Below are 12107 nucleotides of genomic sequence, written 5' to 3' on the forward strand. Positions count from 1 at the left end.
CATGCCACCCCGTTAGCAGCCAGAGAACCTTATTGCTTGAGTGCGATCTGAACATTATTGGCCGCCGTGATGCGGATTTCCTCTGCCGTCATCACTGCGGGGCCGATCTTCGAGGGCACATAGACCCTGTAGGGGACATAGATCCCGACACTTGGGATGGCGCGCAAAGCGATCTCGATGCGATCGTAGTCGATCCACGGGTGAACGAAATCTTTCGGCTTGTGCCCGGCGATCGGAACGTATTTCACGCGGCAGACCAAAAGTTCCCGGGGCTGGCCTGTCGGGTGCTTTTCCCTGATTGCTTCCCGGCCTTTAAACGACAGCCTGAGATCGAACCGCGCCTTACCGTCGAATACCGGTATGGTCCGGTTGCAGGCATCCGACCCAGTGGCATTCGAGATTGCGAGGGTCGCCGAGATCGGATCGAACACATGCTTTAGATTGTCGGGTTTAACCTTGACGGCATCGGGGTGCGGCGGTTTTTTCGGCGATAGAGCAATCGATTTCACCCCCGAGGGATCGAAGCCCATCCTTACCGAGGTGACCTTCTTGCCTTTCTTGTAGGTCATGCCGTAGCTGGCGGGATGGGGACCGGCATTATCGACCGAACCGCTACCGGTGAACGTGCCCGTCCATTTGAAGGCACCGAAGAGAGCGCTGATCTTCGTCTTGCCGGTCGCCGAATATTTGTTGCCAGCGTAACGCGAGGCGAAGTTGTAGACGCCGACATTGAAGCCGTCGAACGTCAGGCGGTAACGTGCATCGACCTCGTTGGGCCATGCCAAATCGCGCGCTGACGCCGGAGAAATAGCCACGGCCGCAATCGCACCTGTAAATACTCTGAAAGCCGTGCGGCGTCGCCGCGCACGGGCCGTAGATGTCGGCATCGGGTTTTCCCTGCACCCCGGGCGCAAGCGCGCAAATTCGCCTGACTTTGCGTCGATTCTTGGACTTCCAACTCCGGGCGGAGGGCTTGAACCGAACTTTCCGGCCGAAAAATCAGAGCTTTCTCCGGCAAGATGCCATTCACCTCCGCTTGACGCGCGTCCCGACCCTCAATTATACAGCGCGCCAGAGACCCCGTGAGCCCCGCTGACGGGGCGCATTTTTTACTGCGATAGCAGATTTCGATGGACCGCCCCCGCTTCATGGGCTGCGGCGTAGGAGACTATCATGACGAGGCGCTGCGAGCTGACCGGCACTCTGCCACTGTCAGGCCAACTCAGAAGCCATGCCGAGAACAAGACGAAGCGCAAGTTCAGGCCGAACCTGCACAACGTCACGCTGATGAGCGACACGCTTGGACGGAAGGTCCGTCTTCGCATCACCGCACGTGCTTTGAAGTCGGTTGAACATCGCGGCGGGCTCGATGCTTTCCTTCTCAAGGCAAAGAACGAGGAGCTTTCAGCGGCGTGTCTGAAGCTCAAGCGCGAGCTTCAAAAAGCTCAAGCTGCCAGCACGGCCGCTTAAACCCAGCGTGCTTTCCTTGCGACGAATTTGGCCCGGCCCCGGTCAATCCTGAGGCCGGGCTTTTGCTTGTCCACCGGGTTTAACGACGAACTGAAGCAGCATTGTCCTCTGGAAGATGTGGTTGAAGTTATCGTCCGAGATCATGGTGACAAGCACCTCGCCGCTCTTGAGCGGCGTCACCGATAGCCCTTCCATGTTGTCGATCTGATCGCTCATGTCGGCATCGATGAGGGTTTCACCCTGCATTGTGCGACCAGGTTTCAATTCGCCGGGTGCGATGCGAACAAGCCGCATCTTGACTCCCTCGGTCCAGCGGAAGCGGCGTTCCAGGACGAAAAGCGTGCCATCGTCGAGGCTCGAAAGATCGGTGACGTCGTAGTCGCCCGTATTCTTCAGGTGGATCGTCACGGAGCCTTTGCGCGTCCACAGCCAGCCGGTGTGATTGCGCGACGTATCATAAAGCCTTTCGGAAAAGGCGATCAGTGCCCCTTTGTAGCGTCCGCCGCGCATCACGGTGACGCCTTCGAGGCCCTGATTGGGACGCATCCGTCGTGCGCCTCGGGGCAGAGAAACGCTGCCGAGATCCTTCGTCAGACCGGCGGCCGACAATGCATATTTTTCGATCCGGTGATGGCGCTCGAAGCCTACGAGCGCCGTTCCCTTTGTAAGCGTGCCGCGTTCGAGCGCGATGGATTCCGAATCCCGGTCGCTGGCACGCCGGATCGGCAATCCGTTGCGGCCGGGTACGGGGCCGAGGCGGGCTCCGGCGATACCCGAAAGATGATCGCCCTCATAGACAAGCGTTCCCGTCATCCAAACTCCGGTATCGGAAATCGCGAGCAAGGATTTTGCGTCATCGCCTAGGACGAGGCCGGACCAGCCGCCGAAGTGGGGCGACGGCGATGACAGAACGAGGCCGCCGCGAAACGTGACCTTGCTGCCGGAAAGGCGGTGCTCCGCATCTTCGGTGCGCACGAACGTCTTTATAATTGCAGCGTCGATTGAAATCGGGCCGGCTTTCAATCCCGCGATGTCGGGTTTCGCACCAGCGAAGGCGGCGACGGACCAGCTCCCGACGAATATGGCGGCGAGAACAGAGCGCGGGAAACCATTGAGCCTCACGCGCTTACCTCAGTGCACAAGAGCGCGACGTGCTCGTCTCGGTCCATGCTCTTCGGGCTCGGGCTTTTCCTCGAAGAGTTCGACCAGCTTTTCGGTCATGGCGCCCGCAAGCTCGGAGGCGTCGGTGATCGTCACGGCGCGACGGTAGTACCGCGTGACGTCGTGGCCGATGCCGATGGCAATGAGTTCGACCGGCGAACGCATTTCGATCTCGTTAATGACTTGACGAAGGTGCTGTTCAAGATAGCTGCCGGTGTTGACCGATAGTGTCGAGTCGTCAACGGGCGCGCCGTCCGAAATCATCATCAGAATGCGACGTTGCTCAGGTCGGCCGACGAGGCGCGAATGTGCCCACGCCAAAGCTTCGCCGTCGATGTTTTCCTTGAGCAAACCTTCGCGCATCATCAGGGCAAGGGCGTTCTTCGAACGCCGCCACGGGGCGTCCGCCGTTTTGTAAATGATGTGACGGAGGTCGTTCAACCGGCCGGGCGAGGAAGGCTTTCCGGCCGCCAACCATTCCTCGCGCGACTGCCCGCCCTTCCATGCTTTCGTCGTAAAGCCGAGGATTTCGACCTTGACGCCGCAGCGTTCGAGCGTGCGCGCGAGAATGTCGGCGCAGCAGGCCGCGACCATGATCGGCCGGCCGCGCATCGATCCGGAGTTATCGAGAAGCAATGTCACGACGGTATCGCGAAAATCAGTATCGCGCTCTTTCTTGTAGGAAAGCGCGCCGGTCGGATCGGTGATGATGCGCGTTAAACGCGCGGCATCGAGCTGCCCTTCTTCAAGATCGAAATCCCAACCGCGGTTCTGTTGCGCAAGCAGGCGGCGCTGCAATTTGTTCGCCAGTTTCGCGACGGCGGCCGATAGAGTCTTGAGCTCTTTGTCAAGAAATGCGCGAAGGCGTTCGAGCTCTTCGGGCGTCGAAAGCTCCGCGGCGCCGACTTCTTCGTCGTGCGCGCGCGTGAAGACTTTATATCCGAAGGCTTCGGGGTTATCGAGGACAGTCATGTTCGGACGCCAAGGCGCAGGCGCCTCTTCGTCGTCGACGTTGTCCTCGTCCATCTCGCGCTGCTCGGTCTGACCGGCGTCGATCATCTCCTCCGTTTCGGAGAGATCACCTTCGGAGAGCTGTTCCTCGCTTTCCTTGTCCTGGCCATCGGACCCTTCGTCGTTGGTTTCTTCCGACTCGTCCGAACCGCCCTCAACTGCGCCCTCGTCGCCCTCATCCTCTTCGTGATCGGGCTCCGTCTGATCGGATTGCTCGGTCATTTCGAGGATCTTCAGGAGATCGCGGATCTGGCGGCCGAACTGTTCCTGATTTTCGCTGAGCGCTTCGAGCCGTTGCAGCAGCTTGCTGCCGCGCGCTTCGATCACCGGACGCCAGATATCGACGAGACCCTTTGTAGACGGCGGCGGCGGCAGGCCGGTCAAACGCTCGCGGATAAGCAATGCCAGCGCGTCTTCGAGCGGCGCATCGCCGCGATCGCTCACCGACCGGAAGCGGCCGTGGCTGTATTGGTCTTCCAAGCGGGCCGTCAGATTTGCTGCCATGCCCGGCATGCGTGTTGCGCCAAGCCCTTCGACGCGGGCGCGCTCGGCTGCTTCGAACACGGCGCGCGCGGGACCGGGCGGTGGTGCGACACGGCGATGGATCTTCGCGTCATGGCAGCCGATCTGGAGCGCCAAGCTATCGGCCCAACCGCGCGCGAGTGCGATATCCTTAGGTGTCGGCGCGCGCGGCGGTTCGGGAATGTAAACGGACTTCCCCGCGACATCTCCCTTGCCCGGACCGAAATCGACCTCGACGCCGCTGTCGCCGGCAATGGCGCGGACCGCCGGGCCGAGAACGCGCTTCAGCGGCTCGGACGGGGCTTCGCGGCGTTTATTTGGAGGCGTCGACACTTTCTTGTGTCCGTTCGACGTGTGGAATCAGCTCAACGCAACGTTGGCGGTACTTTCGGATAACTCTTCGCCAAAGCAGCGCTGATAGAACTCGGCGACGAGCGGCTTTTCGAGGTCGTCGCATTTGTTCAGGAATGTCACCCTGAACGCGAAGCCGATGTCGCCGAAGATTTCGGCATTCTCGGCCCAGGTCATGACCGTACGCGGGCTCATCACGGTCGAAAGATCGCCGTTGATGAACGCCGAACGCGTTAGATCGGCGACGCGGACCATGTGCGAGACCTGTTTGCGCTTTGCTTCCGTCTTGGCAAATGCCTTGACCTTCGACAGTACGATTTTGGCCTCGTCATCGTGCGGCAGGTAATTCAGCGTCGCAACGATCGACCAGCGGTCCATCTGGCCCTGATTGATTTGCTGGGTACCGTGATAGAGCCCCGAGGTGTCACCGAGCCCGATGGTATTCGTCGTCGAAAACAGGCGGAACGCAGGATGCGGACGGATCACCTTTGACTGGTCGAGCAGCGTCAGCTTGCCAGAAACTTCAAGCACGCGCTGGATGACGAACATCACGTCGGGGCGGCCTGCGTCATATTCATCGAATACGAGCGCCGTGTTGCTCTGGAGCGCCCAGGGAAGGATGCCTTCCTTGAATTCGGTGATCTGCTTGCCGTCCTTCAGCACGATCGCGTCCTTGCCGACGAGGTCGATGCGCGAGACGTGGCTGTCGAGATTGATGCGAACGCAGGGCCAGTTGAGGCGCGCGGCAACCTGTTCGATGTGCGTGGATTTGCCGGTGCCGTGATAACCTTGGATCATGACGCGCCGGTTGTGTTTGAACCCGGCGAGGATCGCGAGCGTCACGTCACGGTTGAAAAGATAATCCGGATCGAGGTCCGGCACGTGGTCGTCGGATTGAGAATAAGCCGGAACTTCAAGATCGCTGTCGATTCCGAAGACCTGGCGGACGGACAGCTTCATGTCCGGCAAATTTGCCGTTTGCGCGCCGGAGGCGCTCGTCGTCGTGCGCATATAACGTGAATTCCCGCTTAAATGCCGTCCAGCGGCCGTCCTGGCTTCGGCCGGTGCGACGTGGAGGCATGCACGCGGCTCTCAACGGCTCAGCGCTACGCCAAGCCTGCTTGCTTCAGATAGTTATAGGCTTGAAGGATTTCGCGCAACTTTTCCTCGGACCGGCTGTCACCTCCGTTGGCGTCAGGATGGTGAATTTTCACCAGCTCCTTGAAGCGCGTCTTAATCTCCTCGCGCGTCGCTTCGTCACCAAGATCGAGCGTCCGGAGCGCCTTACGTTCCAAGGGTTTCAACTGACGGCGGAAGTTGGACGGTTCGGTACGCGACGACCGGGCGCGCCGGGTCGTTCTGGCCGTGCTCGCGGCCACGCGTGCTGCTGCTTCTTCCGTGCGCACACCATCGCGCGTGCCATGTGCCCAGGCGTTGGCACCCGCCTTCCAAGTCGGCCGGTGGCCGGTCAGAGCGTCCTTGCGGAAATTGTTGACCTCCGCGTCGCTCATCCCATCGAAATAATTATAGTCGTGATTGTATTGACGGACGTGGTCCATGCAGAAGTTGAAATATTCGCCGTCTCGCCCCCGGCCTTTGGGCGCTTTGTGCATTCCGGGCTTATCACAGCCCTTCCACTGGCAGCCCGGCGCGCGCGTCTCCTTCTTGGCGCTGCCTGAGCGCCGTGACGACACGCGGATGCTGTCGAAGTATTTGGAATCGAGTTTCATCGGCCGGGCAGTATGATGGTTCGCTACGTTCGAAACAAGGCGTCAAGAAATCCGCTTGACCTTCTTGCTAAGTTTGCGGGGAAGCACTTAACAGGACGTTTCCCTTTGCGTTTCACCCCCACATAGGGGTCCTACTCCAAGCGAGCAACATGTGATGTCGATCATGAACCGCCTCCGAGAAAAGTTGATGGTCGAGTTCGATCCCACGCGGCTCGACGTCGTAAACGAATCGGAACTGCACGCGGGCCATCGAAACTCTCCGGGCACGGGGGAAAGCCATTTCCGAATTCTTATCGTCTCGGCGGCTTTTGCGGGAAAATCCCGAGTCCAACGCCATCGTCTCGTAAATGATCTGCTTAGAGACGAACTCCGCGGCGGCATTCACGCGCTGGCGTTAGCGACAGTCGCTCCAGGAGAAGCTATTCCGCCGGGGTTTTCCGGGCAAGGATAGCTATCCGCGCACTCGCGATACCGTTGGCGTGCTGTCTTTTCCTTTTGCTGCTGTTATCGGCTTGATCCGGATGGCCGTGATTTTATTGCGGCTCTTTCGCAGGATCTCGAACCGGTATCCGTGGAAGGTGAACACCTGTCCCGGCTCCGGTATCGTCTGCGCTTCATGGATGACGAGACCAGCGATCGTCGTTGCCTCGTCGTCCGGTAGATCCCAATCCAAGTGGCGATTGAGATCGCGAATTGCAACAGTGCCGTCAACATTGACCGTGCCGTCGGATTGCACGCGAATGTGACTATCGGGCTGATCGTGCTCGTCCGTGATCTGGCCGACGATCTCTTCTAGGATGTCCTCTAGCGTGATGAGCCCTTGCACCTCGCCGTATTCGTCGATGACCAGCGCCATCTGCATTTTTTTCTTCAGAAACTGGTTGAGCTGATCCTTGACGCTCGTAGTGTCGGGCACGAACCAGGGCTCGCTCGCCGACTTCATGATATCGAGGCTTTCCGGATTCCAATCCGTGCGGGAGAGCGCGAGCAGAAGATCCTTGGTATGGAGAACACCGATGATGTTCTCGGGCTCCTCCTGCCAGATCGGAACCCGGGTGTACTGTGACTTCATGAGCTGATCGAGGATCTTGGCAGGCGGGTCGTCAGCGTTGACGGTCTCCATCTTGGTGCGATGGACCATGATGTCGGCGACCTGCAGATCACCCAGATCAAGGATGCCGCCAAGCATTTCGGCGTCGCCCTTCGCAACTGTTCCTTCCTTCGCCTGAAGATCGATGGTGCCGCGAATTTCCTCATGCGCGGCAAGGATGTTCGCTGCGTCGTCCGCCTTGCCAGGAGTCAACTTCAAGATGTTACGGACGATGAACTCGATGGCTCTTGTGAAAGGCGTCAAGATGTAGATCAGACCACGCATCGGCGGTGCGAGTATGAGTGCAACGCGGTCGGCGTAAGCAAGCGCGTAAGTCTTCGGCAAAACGGCCGCGAAGATTACGATCAAAATCGTGATCGCGACCGTCGCGTAAGCAACACCGACCTGGCCGTAAAGCTCGACCGCGAGGTTCGCTGCCATCGCGGAGGCGAGCACGTCGACCAGGGTGTTGCCGAGTAGCACGGTTCCAATCATTTTCTCGGGACGAGAGAGAACCGCATTGACCACGGATGCTCCGGCGTTGCCGTCCTCCTCAAGCGCGTGCATGCGGGCGCGCGACGCCGCCGTCAGCGACGTTTCAGCACCGTTGAAGAACGCCGACAGGAAGATCAGCACGATGATAGCGAGCAGGCTTAGAACAATTGTCATGTGCAAGATGGCGTCGTTGATCCGAAATCAATGGTCGGCAAGTCTAGCACACCTTCGCTCGCGAAGGAGACAACGTGCCTTAACGGGCAATTTCACGCGTTAGAAAGCCTCTAACTGTTTCCGGCGGGACGTCGCGAGAAACGTAAGAATCGCCGATGTCGCGTGCGAGAATGAATGCGAGCTTGCCGCCTTTGACTTTCTTGTCCTGTCCCATGAGACGTTGAAGCTCGCCGGCATCGGCGCCGGGCTGGGGAATATCGCTGATCTTCGTCGGAAGCCCTACGGCCTTGAAATGCGCTTCGACGCGTTCAGCTCGCCCATGCGAACAGACGCCGAGTTCTTCCGACAATCGGAATGCGAGACACATGCCGATTGCTATTCCTTCTCCGTGGAGAAGTTTGTCGGAATACCCGGTCCACGCTTCGAAGGCGTGTCCGAACGTGTGGCCAAGATTGAGAAGCGCGCGGTCCCCTGTTTCGGTTTCATCGCGCGCGACAATCCTGGCTTTGGCGGCCACGCTCGTCTCGATCGCATGCGTGAGCGCAGGACCGTTGTTGCCAAATACGCTCGGCCAATTGGTTTCGAGCCAGCTGAAAAATTTCGCGTCGCCCAACAGGCCGTATTTTGCAACTTCGGCGTAGCCTGCCCGCATCTGCCGAGGCGGCAAGGTGGTCAAGACGGCCGTATCGGCTATGACGAGGCTTGGCTGATGGAAGACGCCGATAAGGTTTTTTCCTTGCGGCGTGTTGATACCTGTCTTGCCGCCGACGGAGCTATCCACCTGCGCGAGGAGGGAGGTCGGGATTTGCACGAAACGAACGCCGCGCCGAAGGATGCCTGCCGCGAACCCCGCCAGGTCGCCGATGACGCCACCTCCCAGCGGCACGATGAGATCGCCGCGTTCGAGGCCCATCTCCAGCAAACGTTCGGAAAGTTCGGCCAGGTCGCGAAAGCTTTTCGTCGCTTCGCCCGGCGTCATCACGACCGAACCCGCGAAAAGGCCTTCGGCTTTGAGGCTATCCTCAAGCGTCGCGAGATGATGCCGAGCGACATTCGCGTCGGTAACGATGCCGCATTTGACGGCGCCGAGACGTGACTTGATGAGCGCGCCCGTGTCGGCCAGTAAGCCGTTGGCAATCAGAACATCGTACGAGCGCTCTCCGAGTTCGACGCGGACACTGCGAGATGGGCTTGGATTTTGTGCGTTAGCCGAAGATCCGTGACCGCCCGCAGCAAGTCGGTTCACGATCTCTGCGACGGCCAGATCGTGTGGCTCGTCGCGGCTATCTACGGTCATGTCTGCCTCGGCATAGATTGGATAGCGAGATTCGATCAGCTTTCGCATGGTGGCTTCGGCGTTACCGTCGCGCAATAGCGGCCGCGTATCGCGTTTCATAACCCGGCGCATCAGGACCGGCAGATCGGCCCGAAGCCAGACCGAGACGCCTTTTTCCCTTATACGTTGACGCGTCTCGGGATGCATATAGGCGCCACCACCGGTTGCCAACACTTGCGGACCATCTCTGAGAAGCCGGGCAATCACCTTGCGCTCGCCGTCGCGAAAATGGGCTTCGCCGTGATCGGCGAAAATGTCGTTGATCGTCTTGGCGGCCGCTCTTTCGATCTCTTCGTCCGCGTCGATGAATGGCAGCCCAAGCTTGAAAGCGAGACGCTTGCCGATCGAGGACTTGCCACAGCCCATGAGACCGACGAGCACGATCGATCGCTTGCCAAGACGCTTTTTGGCAATGTCTATGGCTTCAGCTTCCGTCATCTCGGTCTCAGGGCACCGTCCGCGGGGCGAATCGGCTAGGTTCTACGCGAAGCGCCGTGGTGGGCTCGTCATTAGCGCGCCGTCATGCCACGAACCTAAATGGGCCGCAAATACGAAACACCGGCTTAACGACATCGGCCGTTATCAACAAAATGCCCCGATGGCACTTTAGCGCAATGTGTCGAAAAGAGTCATAACCGCCCTACCGATGGCGCCCACCTAGCGAGGGAGATGGGAACCAAAAATGCCGAGCCTTTTCCGGCTATTGTTCGTACTTTGCGCATTCACAGGGCTCGTTTTCGGGGCGCTTTACATCCTGGCGACCCGCTTCGAGCCCGAGCAGCAGACGATCAGCAAGCCCGTTCCGGGCGTCAAAATTCGGCGTTGATAAGCCATGCGGTACAACTATTTCGCTCGACGAGTGCCGGCGGCCGCGAGGACTGGGGCTATTGCCGTTATCTTTACAGTTTTGGCCCAAACGGTGGGCGGCGTTGCGGCTCAGGGCATTTCCAACAGTCCGGACACGTCCCCGCATTCTTCCGGCTCTAAGAAACGCGTGCATAACGACGCCTATTCGCCTCCGCCAGATAAGCAGACATATTTTCCGCAAATGGGTGCTCCGCCGGGAGGAGCAAGTGGCGGAAACGGATTTGGCGCTCGTGATAACGGGGACGCTTGGTCGCCCGCGCCTCGGAACTTCGATGCGCCCTATCCCGGAAACGGGCGATCGTCACCGCAGAATTCGGTCATGCGGGGTGCCTTGCCAACCCCTGTCCAGAAGGGCGACCTGGCTCCCGTCATGTCCTCCGACGGGTCCGGCCTGCCCTACGAACTGTGGCGCGGCCTTGATGTCGCCAGCGTCGAAAAGCTGATGAGCACCATCGTGATCCCGCCCCGCTCACCGGCGCTACATGAGCTTTGGAAGCGGCTCATCACGGCACAGTCAGGCGACTCGTCCAACCCGGATTTCACGGCACTCCGTCTTGAAGCGCTTTACCGGTCCGGGCTTGCACGCGCGGCGGCCGATGAGATCGCAAAACAGAGCACGCAGGAGACGCCGTTGCTCCTAACGCTCGAAGCCCGGAACGAACTTGCGTCGGGGCATGCCGATCGCGCCTGCGAGCTTGTAGGGCGTTCTGCTCGTGCGAAAGGCGAAATCCCAGCGCGCCTCAAGGGTGAGGCGATCATGATGGCCGGCTATTGCTCCGCCATTCGCGGGGATACCGCAGGAGCCGGACTCGCGGCTGACATGGCGCGAGAAGAAGGCGTCGAAGCTTCGCTAGGGCTTGAGGCTTTGGATGCCATATCGATCAAAGCAAAGCCGAAGTTTACGCGCGTCAAACAGATTTCGCTTCTCGATTATCGGATCGCGGAACGGGTCGGGGGCCTTTCTCACAAGGACGTTCTTGAAAAAGGTGAACCGGCATTGCTCGTCGCACTGGCGTCGGACCCGTCCACGCCTGTCGATCTCGGTCTGCCCGCTACGGAAGCGGCTGCGCATCTGAACGCTCTTTCGCCCGATACACTTGCTGGTATCTATCGGGTGAATGCGGAAGCCGTTTCACCCGACGATTTACTCGCGGGCCGTGGCCCAAAGGGCGTTGCACGGCGGGCCGCTCTGTTTAAAGCCGCCGAGAACGAACGCTCCCCGATGCGCAAGACGCGTCTCATCCGCGCGTTTCTCGATGAAGCGAAGCATCAGGGGCTCGAAATAATCGCCGACAAGATGATTGCCCGGGCAGCGGCTGAACTGAGGCCAGCCCCTGAAGTAAGCTGGTTTGCCGAGACGGGTGTCGAAATCGGCCTTGCATCCGGGCAGTACGATATGGCTCGCGACTGGATCAGGCTTGGAAGCGAACCAGGACGCGGGGGAAGTCTCGACCACTGGCGCGCCTTGCTCGACATCGCCAATCCGAACGAGCCGGATCACGGCCGGAATTTCGCTCCGCTCGAGAACTATGCCGAGAACGGTCGCTTTCCTTCCGCTGCACTCTATCGGCTGACGACCGTTCTTGAAGCGCTCGATTACGTCGTGCCGCTGCCGCTCTGGGAGGCCGCGAACAAAACGGCCCAACCGACGTCGGGTTATCTCCCCGAGACAGGTGTTCTGACCGAGCTGCAAAACGCATCCAAAAAGCAAGAGTTCGGGCACACAGTCCTTCTGGTGATGAAGGCACTCGGTCCGAACGGGGCTGAGGACGCCAATCTGATCGCGCTCGGCGACAGTATTCGTGCGCTGAAACGCGCCGGTCTCGAAGCCGATGCACGCAGGCTTGGTCTCGAAGCGTTGCTGCCTTCGTGGCCACGTCTTGAAACGAACTGAAAAAGA

11 protein-coding genes are annotated in these 12107 nt (G+C 59.6%); 4 read left to right on the forward strand and 7 right to left on the reverse strand.

All coding sequences use genetic code 11. The features are described from left to right. Window positions 1–29: 29 nt before the first annotated feature. On the reverse strand, window positions 30–887 hold the full coding sequence (locus VHB22_RS08675) for a DUF3108 domain-containing protein (RefSeq protein ID WP_325456571.1): 858 nt from the start codon (window positions 885–887) through the stop codon (window positions 30–32). Window positions 888–1173: 286 nt separating this feature from the next. Between VHB22_RS08675 and rpmB the strand changes: the two genes are divergently transcribed. Continuing rightward, complete coding sequence (rpmB, locus tag VHB22_RS08680; protein ID WP_325456572.1) at window positions 1174–1470, forward strand: 50S ribosomal protein L28; 297 nt, start codon at window positions 1174–1176, stop codon at window positions 1468–1470. A gap of 42 nt (window positions 1471–1512) precedes the next feature. On the opposite strand, the gene VHB22_RS08685 is transcribed toward rpmB, so the two are convergent. The 4 genes from VHB22_RS08685 to VHB22_RS08700 form a co-directional block, all read right to left on the reverse strand. Then, a complete protein-coding gene (locus VHB22_RS08685; protein WP_325456573.1) occupies window positions 1513–2592 on the reverse strand; it encodes an esterase-like activity of phytase family protein in 1080 nt (359 codons plus the stop codon). A gap of 9 nt (window positions 2593–2601) precedes the next feature. Continuing rightward, the gene (gene cobT / locus VHB22_RS08690; RefSeq protein ID WP_325456574.1) at window positions 2602–4497 is read right to left on the reverse strand and encodes a cobaltochelatase subunit CobT; all 1896 of its coding nucleotides are present in this window, start codon (window positions 4495–4497) and stop codon (window positions 2602–2604) included. A 27-nt stretch (window positions 4498–4524) separates the two neighbouring features. Beyond that, a complete protein-coding gene (cobS, locus tag VHB22_RS08695) occupies window positions 4525–5526 on the reverse strand; it encodes a cobaltochelatase subunit CobS (RefSeq protein ID WP_325456575.1) in 1002 nt (333 codons plus the stop codon). 95 nt (window positions 5527–5621) lie between these two features. Next, window positions 5622–6245 carry a J domain-containing protein gene (locus VHB22_RS08700; RefSeq protein WP_325456576.1) on the reverse strand — a complete coding sequence of 208 codons (624 nt, stop codon included), beginning with the start codon at window positions 6243–6245 and terminating at the stop codon, window positions 5622–5624. Window positions 6246–6399: 154 nt separating this feature from the next. Between VHB22_RS08700 and VHB22_RS08705 the strand changes: the two genes are divergently transcribed. Next, complete coding sequence (locus tag VHB22_RS08705; RefSeq protein WP_325456577.1) at window positions 6400–6696, forward strand: BolA family protein; 297 nt, start codon at window positions 6400–6402, stop codon at window positions 6694–6696. Here the strand turns inward: VHB22_RS08705 and VHB22_RS08710 are convergent, their stop codons facing one another. Both VHB22_RS08710 and aroB read right to left on the reverse strand, forming a co-directional pair. Continuing rightward, window positions 6697–8004 (reverse strand): HlyC/CorC family transporter, encoded by a 1308-nt coding sequence (locus VHB22_RS08710; RefSeq protein ID WP_325456578.1) that lies wholly within the window; start codon window positions 8002–8004, stop codon window positions 6697–6699. Between the two features lie 79 nt (window positions 8005–8083). Next, a complete protein-coding gene (gene aroB, locus VHB22_RS08715; protein ID WP_325456579.1) occupies window positions 8084–9778 on the reverse strand; it encodes a 3-dehydroquinate synthase in 1695 nt (564 codons plus the stop codon). A 244-nt stretch (window positions 9779–10022) separates the two neighbouring features. Between aroB and VHB22_RS08720 the strand changes: the two genes are divergently transcribed. Both VHB22_RS08720 and VHB22_RS08725 read left to right on the forward strand, forming a co-directional pair. After that, a complete protein-coding gene (locus VHB22_RS08720) occupies window positions 10023–10166 on the forward strand; it encodes a hypothetical protein (protein ID WP_325456580.1) in 144 nt (47 codons plus the stop codon). A gap of 360 nt (window positions 10167–10526) precedes the next feature. Then, a complete protein-coding gene (locus tag VHB22_RS08725) occupies window positions 10527–12101 on the forward strand; it encodes a hypothetical protein (RefSeq protein ID WP_325456581.1) in 1575 nt (524 codons plus the stop codon). Window positions 12102–12107: the final 6 nt, after the last annotated feature.

This window comes from Hyphomicrobium sp. (assembly GCF_035548195.1).
In the GTDB taxonomy this organism is placed as follows: Bacteria; Pseudomonadota; Alphaproteobacteria; order Rhizobiales; family Hyphomicrobiaceae; genus Hyphomicrobium_B.

What these genes read in the sequence shown, in the direction of transcription:
- VHB22_RS08675 (WP_325456571.1), bottom strand. Translation starts at nt 887, where the DNA reads ATGCCGACATCTACGGCCCGTGCGCGGCGACGCCGCACGGCTTTCAGA.
- VHB22_RS08710 (WP_325456578.1), bottom strand. Translation starts at nt 8,004, where the DNA reads ATGACAATTGTTCTAAGCCTGCTCGCTATCATCGTGCTGATCTTCCTG.
- cobS (WP_325456575.1), bottom strand. Translation starts at nt 5,526, where the DNA reads ATGCGCACGACGACGAGCGCCTCCGGCGCGCAAACGGCAAATTTGCCG.
- rpmB (WP_325456572.1), top strand. Translation starts at nt 1,174, where the DNA reads ATGACGAGGCGCTGCGAGCTGACCGGCACTCTGCCACTGTCAGGCCAA.
- VHB22_RS08705 (WP_325456577.1), top strand. Translation starts at nt 6,400, where the DNA reads ATGTCGATCATGAACCGCCTCCGAGAAAAGTTGATGGTCGAGTTCGAT.
- VHB22_RS08700 (WP_325456576.1), bottom strand. Translation starts at nt 6,245, where the DNA reads ATGAAACTCGATTCCAAATACTTCGACAGCATCCGCGTGTCGTCACGG.
- VHB22_RS08720 (WP_325456580.1), top strand. Translation starts at nt 10,023, where the DNA reads ATGCCGAGCCTTTTCCGGCTATTGTTCGTACTTTGCGCATTCACAGGG.
- VHB22_RS08725 (WP_325456581.1), top strand. Translation starts at nt 10,527, where the DNA reads ATGCGGGGTGCCTTGCCAACCCCTGTCCAGAAGGGCGACCTGGCTCCC.
- aroB (WP_325456579.1), bottom strand. Translation starts at nt 9,778, where the DNA reads ATGACGGAAGCTGAAGCCATAGACATTGCCAAAAAGCGTCTTGGCAAG.